23 protein-coding genes are annotated in these 22,589 nt (G+C 71.8%); 17 read left to right on the top strand and 6 right to left on the bottom strand.

The genetic code is table 11. The features are described from left to right. Positions 1 to 14 precede the first annotated feature (14 nt). The 6 genes from ACQPXG_RS28335 to ACQPXG_RS28310 all read left to right on the top strand — a co-directional run bounded on the left by ACQPXG_RS28335 (position 15) and on the right by ACQPXG_RS28310 (position 5,585). Complete coding sequence (locus ACQPXG_RS28335) at positions 15 to 1,094, top strand: LLM class flavin-dependent oxidoreductase (RefSeq protein WP_433462164.1); 1,080 nt, start codon at positions 15 to 17, stop codon at positions 1,092 to 1,094. Beyond that, the gene (locus tag ACQPXG_RS28330; protein ID WP_433462163.1) at positions 1,091 to 1,684 is read left to right on the top strand and encodes a CE1759 family FMN reductase; all 594 of its coding nucleotides are present in this window, start codon (positions 1,091 to 1,093) and stop codon (positions 1,682 to 1,684) included. The genes ACQPXG_RS28335 and ACQPXG_RS28330 overlap by 4 nt, the downstream gene beginning before the upstream one ends. Positions 1,685 to 1,730: 46 nt before the next feature. Next, a complete protein-coding gene (locus tag ACQPXG_RS28325) occupies positions 1,731 to 2,096 on the top strand; it encodes an ArsR/SmtB family transcription factor (RefSeq protein WP_433462162.1) in 366 nt (121 codons plus the stop codon). Continuing rightward, positions 2,084 to 2,716 carry an SRPBCC family protein gene (locus ACQPXG_RS28320; RefSeq protein WP_433462161.1) on the top strand — a complete coding sequence of 211 codons (633 nt, stop codon included), beginning with the start codon at positions 2,084 to 2,086 and terminating at the stop codon, positions 2,714 to 2,716. The genes ACQPXG_RS28325 and ACQPXG_RS28320 overlap by 13 nt, the downstream gene beginning before the upstream one ends. Before the next feature lie 123 nt (positions 2,717 to 2,839). Beyond that, entirely contained in the window at positions 2,840 to 5,044 is a 2,205-nt protein-coding gene (hypF, locus tag ACQPXG_RS28315; protein WP_433462160.1) for a carbamoyltransferase HypF, read from the top strand. A 112-nt stretch (positions 5,045 to 5,156) separates the two neighbouring features. Beyond that, positions 5,157 to 5,585, top strand: a complete 429-nt coding sequence (locus tag ACQPXG_RS28310) for a MerR family transcriptional regulator (RefSeq protein ID WP_433462159.1) — start codon at positions 5,157 to 5,159, stop codon at positions 5,583 to 5,585. Between the two features lie 24 nt (positions 5,586 to 5,609). On the opposite strand, the gene ACQPXG_RS28305 is transcribed toward ACQPXG_RS28310, so the two are convergent. Beyond that, the gene (locus tag ACQPXG_RS28305; RefSeq protein WP_433462158.1) at positions 5,610 to 6,017 is read right to left on the bottom strand and encodes a PPOX class F420-dependent oxidoreductase; all 408 of its coding nucleotides are present in this window, start codon (positions 6,015 to 6,017) and stop codon (positions 5,610 to 5,612) included. Between the two features lie 107 nt (positions 6,018 to 6,124). On the opposite strand from ACQPXG_RS28305, the gene ACQPXG_RS28300 reads away from it, so the two are divergent. The 7 genes from ACQPXG_RS28300 (at position 6,125) to ACQPXG_RS28270 (ending at position 13,991) form a co-directional block, all read left to right on the top strand. Next, entirely contained in the window at positions 6,125 to 7,837 is a 1,713-nt protein-coding gene (locus tag ACQPXG_RS28300; RefSeq protein ID WP_433462157.1) for an MFS transporter, read from the top strand. Positions 7,838 to 7,936: 99 nt separating this feature from the next. Further along, the gene (locus ACQPXG_RS28295; RefSeq protein ID WP_433462156.1) at positions 7,937 to 9,007 is read left to right on the top strand and encodes a LacI family DNA-binding transcriptional regulator; all 1,071 of its coding nucleotides are present in this window, start codon (positions 7,937 to 7,939) and stop codon (positions 9,005 to 9,007) included. 48 nt (positions 9,008 to 9,055) lie between these two features. Next, on the top strand, positions 9,056 to 10,276 hold the full coding sequence (locus ACQPXG_RS28290; RefSeq protein WP_433462155.1) for an extracellular solute-binding protein: 1,221 nt from the start codon (positions 9,056 to 9,058) through the stop codon (positions 10,274 to 10,276). Then, complete coding sequence (locus ACQPXG_RS28285; protein WP_433462154.1) at positions 10,273 to 11,454, top strand: ABC transporter ATP-binding protein; 1,182 nt, start codon at positions 10,273 to 10,275, stop codon at positions 11,452 to 11,454. Before ACQPXG_RS28290 ends, ACQPXG_RS28285 begins: the two co-directional genes overlap by 4 nt. Further along, positions 11,444 to 12,370 carry an ABC transporter permease gene (locus tag ACQPXG_RS28280; protein WP_433462153.1) on the top strand — a complete coding sequence of 309 codons (927 nt, stop codon included), beginning with the start codon at positions 11,444 to 11,446 and terminating at the stop codon, positions 12,368 to 12,370. The genes ACQPXG_RS28285 and ACQPXG_RS28280 overlap by 11 nt, the downstream gene beginning before the upstream one ends. Next, entirely contained in the window at positions 12,367 to 13,236 is an 870-nt protein-coding gene (locus ACQPXG_RS28275) for an ABC transporter permease (protein ID WP_433462152.1), read from the top strand. Before ACQPXG_RS28280 ends, ACQPXG_RS28275 begins: the two co-directional genes overlap by 4 nt. Then, entirely contained in the window at positions 13,233 to 13,991 is a 759-nt protein-coding gene (locus ACQPXG_RS28270; RefSeq protein WP_433462151.1) for an SDR family NAD(P)-dependent oxidoreductase, read from the top strand. The genes ACQPXG_RS28275 and ACQPXG_RS28270 overlap by 4 nt, the downstream gene beginning before the upstream one ends. Here the strand turns inward: ACQPXG_RS28270 and ACQPXG_RS28265 are convergent. Both ACQPXG_RS28265 and ACQPXG_RS28260 read right to left on the bottom strand, forming a co-directional pair. Then, positions 13,988 to 14,968, bottom strand: coding sequence for a hypothetical protein (locus ACQPXG_RS28265; RefSeq protein ID WP_433462150.1), 981 nt, complete (start codon positions 14,966 to 14,968; stop codon positions 13,988 to 13,990). The two genes, ACQPXG_RS28270 and ACQPXG_RS28265, sit on opposite strands and share 4 nt — an antisense overlap. A gap of 125 nt (positions 14,969 to 15,093) precedes the next feature. After that, positions 15,094 to 16,197, bottom strand: a complete 1,104-nt coding sequence (locus ACQPXG_RS28260) for a DUF2637 domain-containing protein (RefSeq protein WP_433462149.1) — start codon at positions 16,195 to 16,197, stop codon at positions 15,094 to 15,096. Positions 16,198 to 16,556: 359 nt separating this feature from the next. On the opposite strand from ACQPXG_RS28260, the gene ACQPXG_RS28255 reads away from it, so the two are divergent. The 4 genes from ACQPXG_RS28255 (at position 16,557) to ACQPXG_RS28240 (ending at position 19,012) form a co-directional block, all read left to right on the top strand. Next, positions 16,557 to 17,003 (top strand): helix-turn-helix domain-containing protein, encoded by a 447-nt coding sequence (locus tag ACQPXG_RS28255; protein ID WP_433462148.1) that lies wholly within the window; start codon positions 16,557 to 16,559, stop codon positions 17,001 to 17,003. Between the two features lie 7 nt (positions 17,004 to 17,010). Beyond that, positions 17,011 to 17,637 (top strand): LysE family translocator, encoded by a 627-nt coding sequence (locus ACQPXG_RS28250; RefSeq protein ID WP_433462147.1) that lies wholly within the window; start codon positions 17,011 to 17,013, stop codon positions 17,635 to 17,637. A 49-nt stretch (positions 17,638 to 17,686) separates the two neighbouring features. Next, positions 17,687 to 18,391: a Crp/Fnr family transcriptional regulator gene (locus tag ACQPXG_RS28245; protein WP_433462146.1), complete on the top strand. Its 705-nt coding sequence runs from the start codon at positions 17,687 to 17,689 to the stop codon at positions 18,389 to 18,391. 63 nt (positions 18,392 to 18,454) lie between these two features. Continuing rightward, entirely contained in the window at positions 18,455 to 19,012 is a 558-nt protein-coding gene (locus ACQPXG_RS28240) for a TetR/AcrR family transcriptional regulator (RefSeq protein ID WP_433462145.1), read from the top strand. Here ACQPXG_RS28240 and qcrB read toward each other — a convergent pair. The 3 genes from qcrB to nrfD all read right to left on the bottom strand — a co-directional run bounded on the left by qcrB (position 18,987) and on the right by nrfD (position 22,589). After that, positions 18,987 to 20,672, bottom strand: coding sequence for a cytochrome bc1 complex cytochrome b subunit (gene qcrB, locus ACQPXG_RS28235; protein WP_433462144.1), 1,686 nt, complete (start codon positions 20,670 to 20,672; stop codon positions 18,987 to 18,989). The two genes, ACQPXG_RS28240 and qcrB, sit on opposite strands and share 26 nt — an antisense overlap. Before the next feature lie 122 nt (positions 20,673 to 20,794). Next, complete coding sequence (locus tag ACQPXG_RS28230; protein WP_433462143.1) at positions 20,795 to 21,436, bottom strand: hypothetical protein; 642 nt, start codon at positions 21,434 to 21,436, stop codon at positions 20,795 to 20,797. Positions 21,437 to 21,569: 133 nt separating this feature from the next. Further along, a complete protein-coding gene (nrfD, locus tag ACQPXG_RS28225; protein WP_433462142.1) occupies positions 21,570 to 22,589 on the bottom strand; it encodes an NrfD/PsrC family molybdoenzyme membrane anchor subunit in 1,020 nt (339 codons plus the stop codon).

Raw genomic sequence — 22,589 nt, 5'->3', positions numbered from 1 at the left:
ACCTGGAGGACGGCATGCAGTTCGGGATCTTCACGGTCGGCGACGTCACCCCCGACCCGACGACCGGGCGCGTCCCGTCCGAGGCCGAGCGGATCAAGGCCATGGTCGCGATCGCGGACAAGGCCGAGGAGGTGGGGCTGGACGTCTTCGCGACCGGCGAGCACCACAACCCGCCGTTCGTGCCGTCCTCCCCGACGACGATGCTCGGCTACATCGCGGCCCGCACCGAGCGGCTGATCCTTTCCACCGCGACGACCCTGATCACCACCAACGACCCGGTGAAGATCGCCGAGGACTTCGCGATGCTCCAGCACCTCGCCGGCGGCCGGGTGGACCTGATGATGGGACGCGGCAACACCGGCCCCGTCTACCCGTGGTTCGGCAAGGACATCCGCGACGGCATCCCGCTCGCCATCGAGAACTACCATCTGCTCCACCGGCTCTGGCGCGAGGACGTCGTCGACTGGGAGGGCAAGTTCCGCACGCCGCTGCAGTCCTTCACCTCGACGCCCCGTCCGCTGGACGGCGTCCCGCCGTTCGTGTGGCACGGCTCGATCCGCAGCCCGGAGATCGCCGAGCAGGCCGCCTACTACGGCGACGGCTTCTTCGCCAACCACATCTTCTGGCCCAAGGAGCACTTCCAGCAGCTCATCGGCCTGTACCGGCAGCGCTTCGAGCACTACGGCCACGGCTCCGCCGACCAGGCGATCGTCGGCCTCGGCGGGCAGGTCTTCATGCGCCGGAACTCGCAGGACGCCGTCCGCGAGTTCCGCCCGTACTTCGACAACGCCCCCGTGTACGGGCACGGGCCGTCCCTGGAGGAGTTCACCGCGGAGACGCCCCTCACGGTCGGCAGCCCGCAGCAGGTGATCGAGAAGACGCTGACGTTCCGCGACCACTTCGGCGACTACCAGCGCCAGCTGTTCCTGATGGACCACGCCGGCCTGCCGCTGAAGACCGTCCTGGAGCAGATCGACATGCTGGGGGAGGAGGTCGTCCCCGTGCTGCGCAAGGAGTTCGAGTCGCTGCGCCCGGCGCACGTCCCCGCGACAGCGCCGACCCACGCCTCCCGCCTCACCGAGGAGGTGCGATGACCACGCTCGCCCTCGTCTCAGCGGGCCTCGGGCAGCCGTCGTCCACCCGCCTCCTGGCCGACCGGCTCGCCGCGGCGACGTCGGACGCCATAGCGGCGGACGTCGCCGTCGAGGCGATCGAACTGCGCGACCACGCCCACGCCATGGTCGACGCGACCCTGACCGGCTTCGCTTCCGGGACGTTCCGCTCCGCCGTCGAGACGGTGACGAACGCCGACGGCCTCATCGCCGTGACGCCCGTCTTCAACGCCTCCTTCAGTGGCCTGTTCAAGACCTTCTTCGACGTCCTGGAGCGGGGTTCCCTGGACGGCGTCCCGGTGCTTCTGGGCGCGACCGGCGGTACCGCCCGGCACTCGCTGGCCATCGACCACGCCATGCGCCCGCTGTTCGCCTACCTGCGCGCGGCCGTCGTCCCGACCGGCGTCTACGCGGCGTCGGAGGACTGGGGGAGCGGCGACCGTGCCCTGCCCGACCGGATCACCCGGGCCGGCACGGAACTGGCCGCCCTCATGGCCGCCCGACCGGCTGCGCCGAAGGACGACCCGTTCGGCGACCCCGTCCCCTTCGAGGAGCTTCTCAGCGGCCGATGATTCTTAAGGCTTGGCTTATATAAGCCGTTCCTGTAGCTTGGCCTTCGTGCACGCATTCGATGTGCTGGGCGACCCGGTCCGCCGCCGGATCCTGGAGATGCTCGCCGACGGCGAGCGCTCCTCCGGCGAGGTGACGGCGGTCATCCGCGAGGAGTTCGGGATCTCGCAGCCCGCCGTGTCGCAGCATCTGAAGGTGCTCCGGGACAGCGGGTTCGCGGTCGTGCGGGCGGAGGGGACGCGCCGGCTCTACGCCGTCGACTCGGCGCCTCTGCAGGAGGTCGACGCGTGGCTCGACCGCTTCCGCCGCTTCTGGACGCCGCATCTGGACGCGCTGGCGACCGAGATCGCCCGCGGCAAGCGCGCACGCCGCCAGACGGAGAGCGACCCAGGGAGCGAGTCATGGTCGAAGTGACGGGACAGATCAACGCCGTCCGCCGCACGGTCGGCGAACGCGTACTGGAGGCCGGCACCGCACGGACCTGCACGGTCAGCCAGGTCTACGACACCGGCGTCGAGGACCTGTGGGACGCCGTCACCATTCCCGAGCGCATCGCCCGCTGGTTCCTGCCCGTCTCCGGCGACCTGCGGCTCGGCGGCCGGTACCAGCTGGAGGGCAACGCCGGCGGGACGATCGAGCGCTGCGACCCGCCCAAGAGCTTCTCCGCCACCTGGGAGTACGGCGGCCAGACCAGCTGGATCGAGGTGCGGCTGACCCCCGAGGAGGACGGCAGGGCGCGATTCGAGCTGGAGCACATCGCGCACGTCGACGACCGATGGGGCGAGTTCGGCCCGGGCGCCGTCGGCATCGGCTGGGACATGGGGCTCCTCGGCCTCAGCCTGCACCTGGCGTCCGGCGGGAGCGCCCCGGACGAGGTCGGCGCCGACTGGCCCGTGACCGACGAGGGCAAGGAGTTCAGCCGGCAGAGCGGCGAGGCATGGTTCAAGGCGCACGTCGCCTCGGGCGCCGACGAGGCGGCCGCGCGCGCGTCCGCGGACCGCACCATCGCCGCCTACACCGGGGCGGCCGAATGAGCCGCGGCCTTCTCGCCTGACCGCGATGGCGGCGTCGTCCGCCATCGCGGTGCGGCGCGTCCGCGGACACGCCTCGCGCGGCGGCTTCCCGGCCCGGCAGGCCCCGGACGGGACAATGGCCGGGTGGACGTCCGGGTCGGCGTCCGCGTCGAGGGGGTCGTGCAGGGCGTCGGGTTCCGGCCGTTCGTGCACGGCCTCGCGACGGGGCTCGGGCTGTCCGGGCTGGTCGGAAACGACGCGGGCGGCGTGTTCATCGAGGTCGAGGGCGCACCCGACGCGGTCGGGCGGTTCCTGGACGGCCTGCGCGCGCGCCCGCCCCGGCTGGCGGTCGTCGAGCGCGTCACCACCCGTGAACTGGACGCGGACGGGCGCGACGGGTTCGCCATCGTCGGCAGCGACGGGTCGGGGGAACGCCGGGCGCTCGTGTCGTGGGACTCGGCGACCTGCGACGACTGCCTCCGCGAGATGCGCGATCCGGCCGACCGGCGCTACGGATACCCGTTCATCAACTGCACGAACTGCGGGCCGCGCTTCACGATCGTCACGGACGTCCCCTACGACCGTCCCAACACGACCATGGCGGGCTTCGCGATGTGCAAGCCATGCGCCGCCGAGTACGAGGACCCTGCCGACCGCCGCTTCCACGCCCAGCCGGTGTGCTGCCCCGGCTGCGGCCCGTCCCTGACCCTGCGCCCGCACGCCGCCGCCGACCCGCTGAACGTCGCGCGATCGATGCTCGCGGAGGGCGCCGTCCTCGCCGTCAAGGGCCTGGGCGGCTACCACCTGGCGGCGAAGGCGGACGGCGACGCGGTCGCCGCGCTGCGCTCCCGCAAGCACCGCGAGGACAAGCCCTTCGCGGTGATGGTCCCCGACCTGGCCGCGGCGCGGGCTCTGTGCGTCCTCTCCGAAGCCGAAGAGGCGCTCCTCACCGGGTCTCGGCGTCCGATCGTCCTGGCCCGCCGCCGCCCGGACGCGGTGCTCGCCGATGCGGTCGCGCCGGGGAACCGGGCGGTCGGCCTCCTGCTGCCCTACACGCCGCTGCACCACCTCCTCGTCACCGAGCCGATCGTCATGACCAGCGGAAACGTCACGGACGAGCCGATCGCCCACCGCGACGACGACGCACTGGAACGGCTGTCCGGCATCGCCGACGCCTTCGTCATGCACGACCGGCCCATCCATACGCGTACCGACGACTCGGTGCTGCGGGTCTTCCGCGGCCGGCCGCTCCCGGTCCGCCGGTCGCGCGGGTACACGCCGGAGCCGGTTCCCGTCGCCGAAGGCCCGTCCGTGCTGGCCTGCGGCGCGGAACTGAAGAACACGTTCTGCCTGACCCGCGGCGGCCGGGCGTTCCTCTCCCACCACATCGGCGACCTGGAGAACTACGCGACCCTCCGCGCCTTCGAGGAGGGCGTCGAGCACTTCCGGCGACTGTTCGACATCACCCCCGAACTCCTCGCCCACGACCCGCACCCCGAGTACCTTTCGACCAAGTACGCACTCGACCAGGACCTGCCCGCCGTCGCCGTCCAGCACCACCACGCGCACATCGCGTCCTGCCTCGCCGACAACGGGGTGGACGGGCCGGTGATCGGCGTCGCGTTCGACGGCACCGGGTACGGGACGGACGGGACGCTCTGGGGCGGCGAGTTCCTGGTCGCCGACCTTCGCGGCTTCGAGCGTGCGGGGCATCTGGAGCCGGTCCCGATGCCGGGCGGCGCCGCCGCGATCCGCGAGCCCTGGCGCATGGCGGCCGCCTACGGCGTGCCGGACGATCTGCCGGTCGCCCGCCGCCCCGGCTGGTCCACCGTCGCGGACATGGCCCGGCGCCGGGTCAACGCCCCGCTCACGTCCAGCATGGGCCGCCTGTTCGACGCGGTCGCCGCCGTCCTCGGCGTCCGGGACCGGATCAACTACGAGGGCCAGGCCGCCGTCGAACTGGAGCAGCAGGCCGACCCCGCCGAGTTCTCCGCGTACTCGGTGTCCCTCAGCGGAACGTCCGCCTTCACGGCCGCGGGCGCCGACCTGATCGGGGCGGTGGTGGCCGACTTGAGGGCGGCCGTCCCCGTCCCGGTGATCGCCGCGCGGTTCCACAACGGCGTCGCGGCGCTGATCGTCGACGCGGCGTCCCGCATCCGCGCGGGCAACGGGCTCGGCGTGGTCGCTCTCTCCGGTGGCGTGTTCCAGAACATGCTCCTGCTGGAACGCGCTGTGTCGGGCCTCACCGCCGCGGGTTTCGAGGTGCTGACGCACCACCGGGTCCCGCCCAACGACGGAGGCGTCAGCCTCGGCCAAGCCGCCGTGGCCATCGCCCAGGAGCGACCGTGAACTCACCAGGCGGCACCGCTCACTGCGCATCCGCTTGCGCCTACTGACCGCCGATCGCAGTGATCTGCTTTCACGGCGGGATTCGTTGCCTTCAAGTACGCTCGAAGGCAACATGTCCGATCATGTGCTGACCATCGGAGAGCTGGCGCGCCGCGCCGGCGTCGCCGCCTCGGCCCTCCGGTACTGGGAAGAACTCGGCCTGCTTCCCGCGCCCGCCAGGATCTCCGGTCAGCGGCGCTATCCCGAATCGGCGGTCGCGCTGGTCGGCGTCATCCTGATCCTGCGCGACGCCGGGTTCTCGCTCACCGAGCAGAAGGCCCTCCTGCCTCTTCCCGGCGCGGGGCTGGACGAGTGGCGCCGGCTCGCCCGTCGCAAGCAGGCCGAACTGGACGAGCAGATCGCCAGGGCGCAGGCGGCCCGTGACGCCATCGAGCACGCTCTGCAGTGCCCCCACGAGGACCTCCGGGACTGCCCCAACTTCTCCGGTCTCGTCGCCGCCCGCCTGTCCGGCCGGTCGCTCCAAGAGGCCCACCGGCACTGAAGCCGCCGGTGCGGGGCCGCCCCGTCAGAGGCTGCCCAGGACGCGGGTCACGGTGATCTCGATGACCACGCGGTCGGGGTTGGGGCGCGGGGGCTTGTACCGGGCGGTGTAGCGGTTCTCCGCGTCGGCCACGGAGGCGGCGTCGGTCCTGAGGGTCGCGCGGCCCTCGATGGTCGACCAGCGGCGGCCGTCCACCTGGGTGACGGCGACGGGCAGGCCGGCCTCGCCGGCCTGGCGGACGTGGCGGGCCTTCGCCGAGCCGGCCGAGGTGATCACGCGGACGGTGCCGCCGTCCAGGGTGGCCCCGACCGGGACGGCATGAGGGGTCCCGTCCGGACGGAGCGTGACCAGGGTGCACAGGTGGCGTTCCCGCCAGAACGCGATGAGGCGTTCGTCGGCCGCGTCGAGCCGGTGTCTCCGCTTTCCGTTCACCCGGAGATCCTAGGAGGTCACGTTCGCGGCAGGTTTTCCGGTCTGGCGGGGTATGCCTGGCATATGATTAGTTAGCGGAAGCAACTATTCGACTGGGGAGGGTCGGCGTGCCGTCCAAGCACTATCCGTGGGTCGCGCTCAGCAACACGACGCTGGGCATGCTGCTGGCCACGGTCAACTCCTCGATCGTGATCATCTCGCTGCCGGCGATCTTCCGCGGCATCCACCTGAACCCGCTGGAACCGGGCAACGTCAGCTACCTGCTGTGGATCCTGATGGGCTACATGCTCGTGTCCGCGGTGCTGGTGGTGACGCTCGGGCGGCTCGGCGACATGTTCGGGCGCGTCCGGATGTACAACGCCGGGTTCGCGGTGTTCACGGTCGGGACGCTCGTCCTCGCGCTGGACCCGCTGCACGGGAGCGCCGGGGCGATCTGGCTCATCGGCTGGCGGGTGTTCCAGGGGATCGGGGGCGCCATGCTGATGGCGAACTCGGCCGCGATCCTCACCGACGCGTTCCCGGCGCACCGGCGCGGCATGGCGATGGGCGTCAACCAGGTCGCCGGGATCGCCGGGACGTTCATCGGCCTGGTGGCCGGCGGGCTGCTGAGCGAGATCAACTGGCGGCTGGTGTTCTTCGCGTCCGCGCCCATCGGGATCATCGGCACCGTCTGGGCGTACCGCAGCCTGGTCGAGACCGCGACGAAGGCGGTCGCCGCGAAGATCGACTGGCTCGGCAACGTGACCTTCGCCGCCGGGCTGACCGCGCTGCTCGCCGCGATCACCTACGGCATCCAGCCCTACGGCGGGCACGACATGGGCTGGACGAACCCGTGGGTGCTGGGCGGCGTCGCGGGCGGCGTCGCGGTCCTCGTGCTGTTCTGCTGGATCGAGACCAGGGTGCCGCAGCCGATGTTCAACCTCGCGCTGTTCCGCATCCGGGCGTTCACGGCAGGCAACGCGGCCGGGCTGCTCGCCGCGATCTCGCGCGGCGGGATGCAGTTCATGCTGATCATCTGGCTGCAGGGCATCTGGCTGCCGCTGCATGGCTACGACTATGAGGACACACCGCTGTGGGCGGGCATCTACCTGCTTCCGCTCACCGCCGGGTTCCTGGTGGCCGGGCCGATCTCCGGGCACCTGTCCGACCGGCACGGGGCGCGCGCCTTCGCCTCCGGCGGGCTGGTGCTGTCGGCGCTGGCGTTCGCCGGCCTGCTGGTCATCCCGACCGACTTCGGGTACACGACGTTCGCGCTGCTGATCTTCCTCAACGGGATCGGCTCGGGACTGTTCGCCGCCCCGAACACCACCGCGATCATGAACGCCGTCCCGGCGGACCAGCGCGGGGTGGCGTCCGGCATGCGCGCCACGTTCATGAACGCCGGCATGGTGCTGTCGATCGGCGTCTTCTTCTCGCTGATGATCGCGGGGCTGTCCAACACGCTGCCGAAGACGCTGACGCAGGGGCTGGCCGAGCACGGCGTCCCGGCGGGCCCGGCGGCCGAGGTGGGGAACCTGCCGCCGGTCGGCACGCTGTTCGCCGCGTTCCTCGGCTACAACCCGATCCAGAACCTGCTCGCGCCGTTCCACGTGCTGGGCGGGCTCGCGCCGGACGACGTGGCGACGCTCACCGGCCGCTCGTACTTCCCGCACCTGATCTCCGAGCCGTTCCATCACGGGCTCGTCATCGTGTTCAGCATGGCGATCGCGATGTCGCTGGTGGCGGCGCTCGTGTCGCTGCTGCGAGGACGGCGCTACGTGCACGAGGAGGACGTCCGGGACGAACCCGCGCTGCAGGGCGCGGGCCGCGACACCGCCTGATCCGGCCCCGTTCGAAGCCCCCGGCCCACCCCGCCCGGCCGGGGGCTTTTCCACGCCGCCTATTGACACTGTTCCGCAAACGTTTTCATAATTCTCGGCATGAGCGCGGACCGTACGGGCGCGGACGGCGCCCCCGCCGGCGGACGGCGGGGCGCCGACGGCCCGCGGGCCTCGATCCGGGCCGTGGCGAACCTCGCTGGAGTGTCGCCCTCCACGGTCTCGCGCGCGCTGAACTCCCCTGAGCTCGTCAACGCCGAGACCCGGCGGCGCGTGCTCGAATGCGCCGAGCGGCTGGGCTACCAGCCGAACCGCGCGGCGCAGTCGCTGGTCCTCGGGCGGACCCGCAACGTCGGGCTGATCGTCCCCGACATCGCCAACCCGTTCTACGCGCCGTTCATCAAGGGCGTGGAGGCGTACTTCAGGGACACCGAGTTCGCCGTCTTCCTCGCCGACACCGACGAGGACACGGCGACGGAGATCAGGCTGGCCGAGGCCATGATCGAGCGGGTGGACGGGCTGATCCTGTGCGCCCCCCGCATGTCCGGGACGCGGCTGAGCGCCGTCGCGGCCAGGACGACCGTGGTCCTCGCCAACCGGACCAGCCGGAACGCGCCGTCGGTCCTGCTGGACTTCCAGCCCGGCATGGACCAGGCGGTCGCGCACGTCCACGCGCTCGGCCACCGCCGGTGCGCCTACCTGGCCGGCCCGCCCAACTCGTGGTCGAACCGGCAGCGGCGCAGGCTGCTCGGCGCCGCCTGCGCGGAACGCGGCATCGAACTGGTGGACCTCGGCCCCTACGAGCCGCGGTTCACCGGCGGGTACCGGGCCGCGGACGAGGTGCTCGCCGCGGGCGTGTCCGCGGCGTTCGGCTACAACGACCTGGTCGCGCTCGGGGTGCTGTCCCGGCTCACCGCGCGCGGCGTCCCGGTGCCCGGCGAGCCCGGGTCGCCCGGCGGGCTCAGCATCGTCGGGTTCGACGACGTCCCGATGGCGTCGATGACCAATCCACCCCTCACCACGGTCGCCAACCCCGTCAACGCGCTGTCCCGGGCGGCGGCCGCCGCCATGCACACCATGCTCGACCCCGGGGCGTCGAAGGCGCCTCCCCCGCCGCCGGCCTCCGCGCTGGCGACCCGACTCCTCATCCGAGGCACCACCGGGCCGGTGTGATCCGGCCCTGCCCGTGGGACCGCATGTCCCGCCAGGAGGACCCACCCCATGAGAACCCCCCGATCCGCCCTCCTCACGATCACGACCGCCGCCGGCCTGCTGCTGGCCGCCTGCGGGGCGCCCGACTCGGGCGGGAAGTCCGCCTCCGAACCGGCCGCGGCGGACGTCAAGCTGCCGTCCAAGCCCGTCACCCTGAACATCATCGACGTCGCCGGGAACCTCCAGCTCACCCAGCAGATCTTCGAGAACTACCAGAAGGAGCACCCGAAGCTCGTCAGCAAGGTCACCTACACCAAGGCGACCGCGCCCGAGCTGGCCGGCAAGGTCAAGGCGCAGCAGGACGCCGGGCGCCTCGACATCGACCTCGTGCTGACCGGCACGGACGGCCTGTCAGCCGGCCTTGAGCAGAACCTGTGGGTCGACCTGGCCGGCAAGTACTCCGCGAAGCTGCCGGACCTGAAGTCGCAGTACCTGGAGCCGGCGTCCAAGATGCAGGACCTCGCGCAGGGCAAGGGCGTCGTCGTGACCTACTACCCGTCGGGCCCCCTGCTGGAGTACAACCCGAAGAAGGTCGCCGACCCGCCCAAGACGGCCGAGGCGCTGCTGGCGTGGGCGAAGGCCCATCCGAAGAAGCTGGAGTACGCGCGCCCGTCCAACTCCGGGCCCGGGCGCACATGGCTGATGGGCCTGCCCTACATCCTCAAGGACTCCGACCCCAAGGATCCGAACAACGGCTGGGCCAAGACCTGGAAGTACCTCAAGGACCTCGACCAGTACATCGAGTACTACCCGACCGGCACCACGCAGACGATGAAGGAGCTGGGCGAGGGAACCCGCGACATCATCCTCAGCACCACCGGCTGGGACATCAACCCGCGCGTGCTCGGCCAGGTGCCGAAGGACGTCAAGATCCAGCCCTTGGACGGCTTCACCTGGGTCACCGACGCGCACTACATGGTCGTCCCGAAGGGCGTGTCGGGGGAGAAGCTCGCCGTCCTGCTCGACCTGATGAAGTTCGCGCTCCAGCCGAAGCAGCAGGCGATCACCTACGACAAGGGCTACTTCTACCCGGGCCCGGCCGTGAAGGGCGTGACCCTCGACATGGCGCCCGCGGAGAGCCAGCAGGCGATCAAGGAGTACGGGCGCCCCGAGTACGACTCGCTCATCGCCGGCAACCCGAAGGCGCCGCCGCTGGACGCCAAGGCCCTCGTCGCCGCGTTCGACCGCTGGGACCGCGAGATCGGCGGTCAGAAGGTCAAGAAGTCATGACGGTGGAGACCGCGCCGGAAAGGGTCTCGCGCGCGGCGTTCGGGCATCTGCGGCTGGAGGGCGTGACCCGCCGGTTCGGCAAGGCCACGGCGCTGAGCGGCTTCGACCTGCGGATCGAGGGCGGCGAGTTCATCGCGCTGCTCGGGCCGTCCGGATGCGGCAAGTCGACCGCGCTGAACTGCCTGGCCGGCCTGCTGCCGCTGTCGGACGGCGCGATCTGGCTGGACGAGGAGCGCATCGACACCCTGCCGCCGGAGCGGCGCGACTTCGGGATGGTGTTCCAGAACTACGCGCTGTTCCCGCATCTCTCCGTCCGCAAGAACGTCGCGTTCGGGCTGTCGGTCCGGCGCGTCGGGAAGGCGGAGACGGCCCGCCGGGTGGACGAGGCGCTGCGCACGGTCGAGCTGACCGAGCACGCGGACAAGCTGCCCGGCCAGCTGTCCGGCGGCCAGCAGCAGCGGGTGGCGATCGCCCGCGCGATCGTGCTTCGGCCGAAGCTGGTGCTGATGGACGAGCCGCTGTCCAACCTGGACGCCAAGCTCCGCATCCAGATGCGCACGGAGATCCGCCGCATCCACCAGACGCTCGGCCTGACCACCGTGTACGTGACGCACGACCAGGAGGAGGCGCTCGCGCTCGCCGACCGGGTCGTGGTGCTGCGGTCCGGGCGGATCGAGCAGATCGGCACCCCCGAGGAGGTCTACACCTACCCGGCGAGCACCTACATCGCCGGGTTCATGGGCTACCGGAACCTGCTGGAACTGCCCGTCGTCTCGGCGGGCGACGGGACGGCGACGCTCGGCGAGCCGGACGGGCCGCACCTGACCGGGGTGAGCCGGCAGCCGGTCGGCGGGGCGCGGGCGGTCGCGGCCGTCCGGCCCGAGGACTTCCACGTCGCCGGGCCGCCGGACGCGGCGCAGGGGGAGAACCTCCTGACGGTCCGCGTGGAGGTGTCGGAGTTCCACGGGCGCGAGGTCGCCGCCGAGGGCGTCACCGACGACGGCCGCGTCGTCCACTTCCGGTCCCCGGAGCGGATCGCGCCGGGGGAGCGGGTGGCGCTGACCGTCCAGCCGGAGCGGGTGCTCGTGTTCGATGAGAGCGTGCGGGACGCGGCCGAGGCACTCGACGTGTCCACCGCCGAGACGCTCGGCGGGACGGGGGCGCGAGATGGCGGTTGAGGCTCCCGTCCGTCCCGAGGCGCCGGCGCCCCGGCGCGGCGGCCTGCGGCACCGGCTCGCCGAACGCGGCGTGGACCGGGTGCTGCTCCTGCTGCTGCCCGCCGTCCTCGTCGTCGGCCTGCTGTTCCTCTACCCGATGATGTACGGGGTCGGGCTGTCGCTCCAGCCGAAGAACGGCGGCGGGCCCTTCGCCAACTACGCCGACTTCTTCCGCGACTCCTACCAGCGCGACACCGTGTGGAAGACGCTCAAGCTCGCGCTGCCCGCCTCGCTGATCAACGTGGGCGCGTCGGTGCCGATCGCCTACCGGCTGCGGGGCAGGTTCCGGGGGCGCCGGCTGCTGACGGCGCTGCTCGTCCTGCCGGTGACGCTCGGCACGGTCCTCGTCGCGGACGGGCTGCTGCGGTACCTCGGCCCCAAGGGCTGGTTCAACCGGGTCCTGCTCGACCTCCACCTCGTGGACGAGCCCGTCCGGCTGATCTACAACTACTGGGGCGTGCTGTTCTCCCTGCTCATCACCGGGTTCCCGTTCGCGTTCCTGCTGGTGCTGGCCTACATGTCCGGGATCGACCCGACGCTGGAGCGAGCCGCCGCCACGCTCGGCGCCGGGCCCTGGCAGCGGATGCGGCGGGTCATCCTGCCGCTCCTGGCGCCGGGCCTCGCCACCACGTTCGTCCTGGCGTTCGTGCTGGCGTTCTCGGTGTTCCCGTCCGCGAACCTCGTCGGCGAACCGGCCGGCGAGACGCGGGTGATGGCGATCGCCGCCTACCAGGCGGCGTTCGAGAAGTACGACTACTCGATGGCCTCGACCATCGCCGTGCTGATGGGCGTGTTCGAGCTGCTCGTCATCTCCGTCACGCTGCTGCTGCGCGGCCGCCTCTACACCGGCCCGGCGATGGGAGGTAAGGGATCATGACCGCCGTGTCCCGCCCGCGGGGCCTGTCGAGAAGGGGCCTGCCGAAGGGCGGGCTGAGCGGCTGGCTCGTCTGGGCCTTCGTCGCGTTCTTCCTGGTCAACCTCGCCGCGCTGATCCTGTCCGTGGTCGTCAACTCGTTCGGGACGAAGTGGTTCGCCGGGTGGTTGCCGCAGGGCTTCACCAGCGCCTGGTACTCCGACGCGTGGGACGAGTTCGCGCTCGGCGACGTCCTGACAGTCACGCTGGAGATCACGCTCATCGTCGTCGCGCTGTCGCTGCTGATCGGCGTCCCCGCCGGGTACGCGCTGGCGCGGCGCGACTTCCCCGGCAAGCGGATCGTGATGTTCCTGCTGCTCCTGCCGGTGCTGCTGCCGCCGATCACCTACGGCATCCCGCTCGCGACCGTCCTGTACAAGGTGCATCTCGCCGGGACGATGACGGGTGTCGTGCTGGCGAACCTCGTCCCGGCGCTGCCGTTCGTCGTCCTCGTGATGACGCCGTTCGTGGAGCAGATCGACACGAACGTGGAGTCCGCGGCGCGGATGTGCGGTGCCCGAACCCGGCAGGTGTTCACGCGGGTGCTGGTGCCGCTGCTGCTGCCCGGCATCCTCGCCGCCGGAATCCTGGTGCTGGTCCGGACCGTCGCCATGTTCGAGCTGACGTTCCTGGTGGCGGACGCCGACAGCCAGACCCTGATCGTCGCGCTGTACAGCGCCGCGTTCACGCCCGGGATCCGCGCCGCCCAGGCCATCGACGCGATGGCCGTGATCTACATGGCGCTGTCCGCGGTGCTGCTGGTCATCGCCCTGATGTTCGTCAACCCGACGCAGATCGTCGCCCAGGTGAGGGAGGCCCCGGCCGAATGAGCGCTGTCCAGTTCGACTACACGGGGGAGCGGGTGCTGGTCACCGGCGCCGCCGGGCTGATCGGCCGCGCGCTGGTGCGGCGTTTCGCCGACGCGGGCGCCGCCGTGCTCGCCGTGGACGTGGACGCCGGCGGGCTCAAGGTCTACGGCGACGATCCGCGGGTGACGACGATGCCCGGCGACCTGGCCCGCGAGGACGTCGCCGACGCCGTCTTCGAAAGGCTCCGGGAGGACGGCGGCCTGGACGTGCTCGTCAACAACGCCGCGATGACCGAACTGCGCACCCCGTTCATCGACATCGACGCCGGCGTCTGGGACGCGGTGATCGCCGCCAACCTCCGCTCGGCGTACCTGCTGTCGGTGCGGGCCGTCCGGTACTGGCGGGACGCCGGACGGGGCGGCGCGATCGTCAGCATGTCGTCGCCGGGCGGGTCCCGCGCGCACGAGAACCAGAGCGCCTACGACGTGACCAAGGCGGGCATCGAGGCGCTCAGCCGGGCGATCGCCGTGGAACTCGGCGGGCTCGGCATCCGCGCGAACTGCATCGCGCCGGCCAGCGTCGTCGGGGAGATCCGGTCGGCGACCGACATCCCGGCCGGCCGCACGACCTCGCCGGAGGAGGTCGCGGACGCGGCGCTGTTCCTGGCGTCCCCGTCGGCGGCGCAGCTCAACGGGCACGTCCTGCGCGTGGACGGCGGGCTGCACGCGCGGCTGCGGACCGATCCGTCCCAGGAACAGCAGCGCGACCAGGACTAGGGCGAGGCGGGTCCCGGGCAAGGGCCGGGCGACGCCGGCGGTTTCGTGGAGGCCGTCGGCGTCGGCGTGCGGCCAGGCGGCAGGGCGGGCCGGGTCCGGCGCAGGTTGTGGCGTTTCATCACGGACTGGAGGTCGGGGGCGCCGCCCCGCCCGGTGGCGTCGGCGAGAGCCGGGCATGCCCAGGCGTCCTGGCGGCCCCACGAGTAGCTGATGTCGAACGCCGGCCGTGGCACGAGCCGGTCCCAGCGACGGAGGATGGACCGCAGCTGGGCCTCGTCCGGCAGCCGCCAGTTCCGCTCGCCGTCGTTGCAGGACTGGCCGAACGTCTGGAACACCGGGACGATCATGCCGCGGGGGAAGCCGGCGCGGGCGGCCTGCCCGACCATGGTGTCGATCGCGTCGAGGTCGCAGCCCTTGCCGTCCGTCCGGCACGGGTAGGGGTCCAGGCCGATGAGGTCGAGGTGGGTGGCCGACGGCTTGAGCGGACGCATCGGCCAGTCGGTCAGCGACGCGAACGCCTTCTGGCCGGGTGCGTACCGGTGGACGATGTCGGCGCGCCGGCGGATCTCGTCGACGATTCCCGGGCATTCGTCCGGGTTCGGCTCGTCGGACAGGTACCAGCCGTAGACGCGGTCGTTCCCGGCGAACCGCTTCACGGTGTCCACGAAGGCGGAGGCGCTCTCCTGCTGGAAGCCGCCGCAGGTCGTGTTGCCGACCCAGAGCAGCGCCCGCCCGCCTTGCGGGAGGGACGCGATCTCGTCCGCGTCGGGGTCGACGTCGAACAGGTCGTAGCCGAGCGAGGCCGCCTTGGCGCGGTCGCCGGCCGGCATGTTCAGCGCGAGATGTAAGGTGCCGCTCGCGGTCTCGTGGGCCACGGGACGGGCGGAGGCGTCCCCGGGCGAGGGGGCGATCAGGTACCCGAGGGCGGCTCCGCCGAGGGCGGCGGCCGCGGCCACTGCTGCCAGACGCGTCTTCATCGGCTCTCCCGGCGTCGCTGGTGTCCCCAGCGTCGCACGGACGGAGCGTGATCACGCCGATACAGCGAAGACCGGCCGCCCGCAATGGAGGGGGCGGCCGGTCCGGAACGCGCGGAGCGGCGGGGTCAGACCCGCCAGGACTGGACGAGCGCGTCCAGCGTCGCCTGGTCGTAGACGATCCCCTGCGAGGTCAGTTCCGCGGCGACCATCTCGCCGTCGCCGTGGTGCTTGGCGAGCAGCCGGTACACCGCGTACGGGAACCAGTGGTTGTCGCTGATCCGCTGGATCTCGGCCTCGTCGCAGCTGTAGCCCTCGGCCCTGACCTCGGCGAGCGTCCCGGCGACGTCCCCGTGGCGCCGTTCGAGGATGTCGATGACGATCGAGCGCAGGTTCTCAGGGTTGGGGACCGCGGGCGCGGGCTCCTCGATGGTGGAGCCGTAGGAGCTGCGTCCGTTGAGGCTGCCGCGCGTGGCGGCGCTGACGACGGCCAGTTCCGGTTCCGGCTCGGGCGCCGGGGCGGGAGCGGGGGCCGGCGCAGGCGCCTCGGGCGCCCGGGCGGCGGCCGGAGCCGCGGCCTGGGTGGACGCACCGGAAGTGGACTCGGCGGGGGCGTCGGCCTTGGCCTCGGCGCCGGACTCGATCGCCTTGCCGGAGTATCCGGGGACCTGGATCTGCGGGAAGGGGCCGGTGTTCCGCAGCGGCATCAGCGTGATCTGGTTCAGCGTGACCGGCCCGGCGATCGCGCGCGTCTGCGGCTCGGGCTGCTTGGGCTCGTCCTCGTCCCTGTCGGACACGTACCTGTGCAGTGTGCGCAGCAGGACGAACAGGCCGAGCATCGACACGATCGGCGGGACGGCGGCCGTCGCCTGGTAGGAGAACGTCTTGTGGCCGACGTGCCCGACGTTGAAGATGAGGCTGGCCGTCCAGCCCGCGAGGGCGATGGTCAGCGGCAGGCAGAAGTCGAGCCAGCTCAGCAGGGCCCGGCGGCGCAGGACGAAGGCGTCGACGGCCAGCAGGAAGAGGCCGAGCTCCCCGACGATGATGAACAGGTCGACCAGCAGGGGGAACGACTCGGCCTTCCAGCCCCGCAGGCCGTGTTCCAGTGCCCAGTGGTAGAGCCCGGCATAGGACTGGGCGAAGCCACCGGCGGTGGCGGTCAGGACCGCGGCCGCCATGAAGGCGATGGCCCCCCACCGTGTGATGACCTGTGCCCGGTTGGCAGCGTCCATGCGGCGTGTGCTCCCAGATTTCCTTACTCAACCAAAAGTTATCGCTGGGAGACTATCCATTTCTTTGACGTTTCGTGGGGGATTCGCATCACGTCTCGGTCGCATTCCCGGCGATTCGGGATGAGGCGCCGCGCGGACGTGCGCCCGAGGCGTCAATTGTCGCAATTGCCGTAATAGTCCACTTTTGGCCACGGTGGTCCGGTGCGGGGCGACGGTCCTGCCGCCGTGTGCCCGGGCTTTGGCGGCGAGTGCCAAAGCTCGTGCGCAGCCTCGTGCTGACTCGCTCATTGACCTTCCTGACGGGCCATAGAAGCCTTGCGGTGGCGTCCGAGACCCCGCCCGCCGACCGGAGGAGCGTCATGCCCACGCTCGTTGACAGCTCGGCCCACCATGGTCATGACCAGGCGGATGAGGGGGCGGAGACGCTGCCGGCGATCCAGGACTGGATCGAGGCGCGGCTGCACGACCCGTCCCTCTGCCCGGCGGACATCGCCGCGGCGCACCACATCTCCGTCCGCCAGCTGCACCGGGTGTTCCGGCCGACCGGGACGACCGTCGCCCGCTATATCCGCACCCGCCGCCTCGAACACTGCCGCCGGGAGCTCGGCGACCCCCTCCTCGGCGCGCAGCGGATCGGCGCGATCGCGAACCGGTGGGGCCTGCCCGACGCCGCCGCCTTCAGCCGGGCGTTCCGCGCCGCCTACGGGCAGACCCCCACCGCCTACCGCTCCCGTGCGGCCCGGCGCCCTCCGGCAACGGGCCGACCTGGAAAAAGACTCGCGGTCGGGCCCACTGGTGTCGCATGATTCCGGCATGGTGGACACCTCTCTCTATGCGGCGTTCGTCGTCGCGGCCGTCGCTCTCTGCCTCACCCCCGGGCCCGACATGATGTTCATCGTCGCGATGGGCGGACGCGGCGGTCCCGGCACGGGGGTGATGGCCGCCGTGGGCGTCGCGACCGGCGCTCTCACCCACGCCATCGCCGCGACGCTCGGGCTCTCCGCCCTGTTCACCGCCTTGCCCGCGCTGTACCACGTCCTGCGCTGGGCCGGTGCCGCCTACCTGCTGTATCTCGCGGTGAAGGCGTTCCGGGACCGCGGCGAGACCGGCGAGGGCACGGCCGTCGTCGGCCCGGGGCGGCTCCGCGCGTTCTGGCAGGGCGTCCTCACGAACCTGCTGAACCCGAAGGTGATCCTCTTCAACATCGCCTTCCTGCCGCAGTTCGTGGACCCCTCCCTCGGGCACCCGATGATGCAGCTCCTCGTCCTCGGGATCACGCTCGTCCTCATCGGGCTCGCCGTGGACGCCTCCGTGGGCCTGCTCTCCGGCCGGCTCGCGAACCTGCTGCGGCGCAGCCGCCGGGTGGCGCGGGGCCTGAACCTCTTCAGCGGGACCGTCTTCACCGGGCTGGCGCTGCGGCTCATCGCCGTCCCCAAGTGACGCGCCCCGGGTTTACAGTTCAGATGACCCTGGGAAAAGGAGGCGGCTGTTGGCACCGTACGCGGCGTCCTCCCCGCCTCCCGCGTTCTGGGCCGCGCTCGACTCCGCGCAGCGGTCCGCCCTGCGCGCCGCCGCCCGTCCGAGGACGTTCCCGGTCAGGGCGCCCCTGGTGTATCAGGGCGACGAGTCCGACCATGTGATGATCATCGAGCGGGGCTGGGCCAAGGTGACCTCGTCCACCGAGGACGGTCACGACGTGGTGCTGGCCGTCCGCGGCCCCGGCGACCTGCTCGCCGAGAGCGCGGTGCTCGGCGGCCGGCCGCGGGCCGCGACCGTCACCGCGCTGTCGCCGATCCGCGCGCTGGTCGTGCCCGCGGCCCGCTTCACCGGTTTCCTGGACGCGCATCCGGCCGTGTGGATGCTCGTCACCGGAACGTTCGTCCAGCGCATGGACGACTCGGACCGGCGGCTGACGGCGCACGTCACGAGCCGGGGCCCGCAGCGCCTCGCGGCCCTCCTCGCCGACCTCGCGGAACGCTCGCTCCACCACGTCCCGCCCGCGGCGGACGGGTCGATCGAGATCGGGCCGCCGCTGTCCCAGGAGGAACTCGGGAGCTGGATGGACGCGTCCAGGGAGACCGTCGCCCGGGCCCTGAACGGCCTGCGCCGCGAGGGCCTGATCCGCACGGGCTGGCGCAAGATCACCGTCATCGACCTGCCCCGGCTCCGCGAGTTCGGCAAAGAGGCCGACTGACGGCCGTGCGCCCGGACGCCGTCCGGCCGCCGGAACTTGTCAATGCCAAGATAGGATTCCCGCATGAGCGGCGACGGCTACCACCACGGGAACCTGCGGCACGTGATCATGGCGGCCGCCGTCGAGGCGATCGCCGAGTCGGGTCCGGCGACCTGGAGCCTGCGCGAGCTGGCGCGCCGCGCGGGGGTGTCGCACGCTGCTCCCGCCCACCACTTCGGCGACAAGACCGGCCTCCTCACGGCCGTCGCGGCGGAGGGCTACACCCTGTTCGCGGACGCTCTGGAAGCCGCCGGCGGCGACCTGCACGATGTCGGTCTCGCCTACGTCCGCTTCGCCGCCGGCCACCGGGCGCATTTCGAGGTCATGTTCACCCCCGCGCTCTACCGCGGCGACGACCCCGGCCTGAGCGCCGCCCGCGCGCGTGCCGGCCGGGTCCTCGCCGAGGGGGTGCGCGACGTCTCGGCGGGCCGCCCGGAGGACGGCCGGACGGCCGCGATCGCCGCCTGGTCGATCGTGCACGGCTTCTCCCACCTGTGGCTGAGTGGCGCGCTGCCCCCCGCCCTCGGCGACGATCCCGTGGCCGCGGCCGGTCCGGTCATTCGTCTCCTCTTCGAGCGCTGATCTCTTTCCGGGCCCCGGCCGGCACTGCCTCCCGCTCTTCGGACCGGGTGTCGGAGGACCGCTCGGGGACGACGGCGAGGTCGGCCCGGAAGCGGCGGTTGAGGGCCGCGCGGACGCGGCCGGCGACCGTCCTGCCGCGCGGGCTCTCGACGTCGCCGACGGGCGGCGGGACGTCCAGGTCGACGGCCGGTGCGGGACGCGAGTCGGTGATCGCGGCGATCGCCTCGTCCGGGAGCGGCCGCTCGGCCTCGCTGTACCCGCCGTCCGGCGACCGGCGGATTATCCCGGTCTCCAGCCCGTGGTGGGCGAGCGCCAGATCGCGGCGCTGCAGGCCGACGCAGAGGCGGTAGGTGACGGCGTAGGTCAGCACCGGCCCGAGGATGATCGCGCCGCGGAAGAACCAGGTCGTCAAGAACAGCGGGACGTCGAACCGGTCGGCGAGCACGTCGTTGCCGCCGGCGAGCCAGAGCGTCCCGTAGAAGGCGACGCCGCCCATGCCGATGCCGGTGCGGGCGGGGACGTCGCGCGGCCGGTCCAGCAGATGGTGGATCTGGTGGTCGCCCGTCACCCAGCGTTCCAGGAACGGGTAGACGGCGAGCCCGGTGAACAGCAGCCCGGGCACCACGAGCGCCGGCACGACCACGCTCAGCGCGACGGTGTGGCCCCACGCGTTGATCTCCCAGGCGGGCATGATCCGCAGCGCGCCCTCCAGCCAGCCCATGTACCAGTCGGGCTGTGATCCGGAGCTGATCGCGCCCGGGTCGTACGGCCCGAAGAGCCAGATCGGGTTGATCTGGACGAACGCGGCCAGCAGGGTCGTGATGCCCATCACCCACAGGAACAGCGACGTCGTCTTGGCGATGAACACCGGGAAGAACGGGTAGCCGCGGACGGTGGTGTTCGAGCTGCCCTTGCCGGGGAACTGGGTGTGCGTCTGCCGCCAGGTCAGCACGATGGCGTGCAGCGGGATCAGGGCCGCGAGCAGGCCCGGGATCAGCAGCACGTGGATGATGTACAGGCGCGGGATGATGTCGGTGCCCGGGTACTCCCCGCCGAACAGGAACATCACCGCGTAGGAGCCGACCAGCGGGATCGAAGCGGTGACGCCCTCCAGGATGCGCAGGCCTGTGCCCGACAGCAGATCGTCCGGCAGCGAGTAGCCGAACAGCCCGTTCAGCATGACGAGCATGAACATGGCGATCCCGATGAGCCAGTTCAGCTCGCGGGGCTTGCGGAACGCGCCGCTGAAGAAGTTGCGCAGCAGGTGCACGAGGATCGCGCCCATGAAGATGAGCGTCGCCCAGTGGTGGATCTGCCGGACGAGGAGCCCGCCCCGCACATCGAAGCTGATCTTGAGGGCGGAGGCGTACGCCTCGCTCATCTCCACGCCCCGCAGCTTGGTGTAGGAGCCGTTGTAGACGACCTCGTGCATGCTCGGCTTGAAGAACAGCGTGAGGTACACCCCGGTCAGCAGGATGATCACGAACGCGTACATCGCGATCTCGCCGACGAGGAAGCTCCACTGGTCCGGGAACGCCTTCTTCAGCGCCTTGCGGGCGAAACCGGTGGTGCCGAACCGCTCGTCCAGGGCCCGTGCCGTGCCGTCCACGGCCCTCGGGGGCCTCCTGGTGCCGGCCCGCGCCCCACCGGGCGTGCTCATCCCCGCCATCGTCAACATCCCTCCATCGCGCTCTGGGCATGCCGCGCTTCTGGGATTAAGACCGAATCAATGCGGACGGATGTGACATCGGCGCGGTGTGCACCGCGTCACACCGCGGATCCTCAGTGGGCGGGCGCGGTGAGGCGGCTGCCGCGCTGGTAGCGGGGACGCCAGTGGGCCCGGTAGCAGAGCCGGATCGGCGGCGGCAGCAGCCGCAGGACCGCGCGGCCGGTGGCGGCGGGGGCGCCGTCCAGCAGCCAGGGAAGGAAGACGCCGAGGCCGCGCAGGCCCAGTTCGCGGCGGAACTCCACGTCGAAGGTGCCCCATTCGAACGGGGTGAGCGTCTCCTGGATCAGCGGCAGGACGTTCGACTCCTTGAAGTCCAGGAGGGCGTCGACGGACGCGCGCAGATCCCCTGTGTACTGCGCGAACGCGGAGCGGTCGTGGTGCTCCAGCGCCGCGTCCACGCCGTCCATGAGGGGAACGACCTTCACCGCCTGCAGAGCCATCGCGTCGAGGACTACTCCGACCCGCCCCGGCGCACCGGCGTCCTTGGCGTACATGACCGTCCACAAGGCGGCCTTCTCCGCGTGGTCCTGGAGGCGCCAGTGGCCGGTGAACAGGGACCAGCTGTTCGCGGTCGCCGCACCGTCGAGGCCCGTGCCGGTCCGTCCCGCCGCCTCCAGCCCGGCGGCGTCGCGGCGGAACGCGTCATATGCGGCGTACAACATCGTCAGGTCGAACCGTCTTGCCACGCTGTCCATGCCGCCTCCGATTCCCTCCGTGCCGCTACAGAGGAAGATGCGTCGGACACCCCCGAATGTGACGCCGTGCGGGGCCTGACTTGTGTGATCTGCCCCACGGAAGGCGGGATATGCGAGCCGCCCGGGCGCGTCGTCAGCCGCGCGCGGCGAGACGCTCACGCTGGGGAACGACGGTGTACTTGGGGTCCTTCGCCGACTGCATGCCGGCGTGGAAGACGCCGAAACGCGTGCAGGCCGAGCCCGCCAAGAGCGCCGCCCCGCTGAGCGCCGCCGCCGTGCGGCTCCGCCCGCCGAGCAGGGCGCCCCCGGCGGCGCCCGCGGCCGACAGGATCTCGCCCGCGTGCATGAGCCGGCCGGCCTTCTCCACCTTGTACGGCTCGGCGGCGAGCCCGGCTCGATGTTCCATCAGCCTGGCCGCGGCGACCTCCAGGGCCGTCCCCGCGACGGCGGCCGTCCGCATCGGGCCGGTCTCGCGGACGGGCGACGCGACCAGCGCCATTCCGGACGCGGCCGCCGTCCCGGAACCGACGAACACGAACGGCAGTTCTCGGTGCACCTCATGCCAGGCAGGCACCGCTGTGTCGGCGACGAGTACGGCGGTGTAGGCGGCGACGCCGGGGCCGAGCGCTGCGGCGACCGCAGTGGCGGCCCGGCCGAGCCGCGGGAACAGCCCGGTCACGTCCAGCACCGCGGCGGCGCCCGCCGCCGGACCGTAGGCGGCCAGCGTCCAGGACCCCATGCTCATCGGCGACGTCGGCTTCATGACGCGAAGCATGTTGAAGAACCGTGCGGGCCGTCCGAGATCGTGGATCAGCGCGGCGGTGGACCCGCCGAGGGCGAGCAGCGAGGAGACCTTCAGCGCCCGCGCGGCGGCGGGACGTCCGGTCAGCTGCGCGCCGGCCGCCAGCACCGAGCCGGCGCCGGCCAGGCCGCCGAGGAAGAGGTACGCGGCGACGTCGCGTGCCTTCCAGACGGGCGGGTTCAGGACGGGCTTGCCGTAGTAGGACGTGAACTCCGCCTCCGGCACCATCGCCTTCTCGCCGCGCCGTCCGCCCTGCCGCCCCTCACGGCGATGCAGCCCCTTGCCCACCTGGGCGTCGCGGCCGGGCTTCGCGCCCCGCACGCCTTCCTTGCCGACATCGGACGTGCTCAC

This window comes from Spirillospora sp. CA-128828 (genome assembly GCF_050945415.1).
Classification (GTDB): Bacteria; Actinomycetota; Actinomycetes; order Streptosporangiales; family Streptosporangiaceae; genus Spirillospora.
The sequence above is the reverse complement of the archived record's forward strand: the minus strand, read 5'-3'. Positions and strand labels throughout refer to the sequence as shown.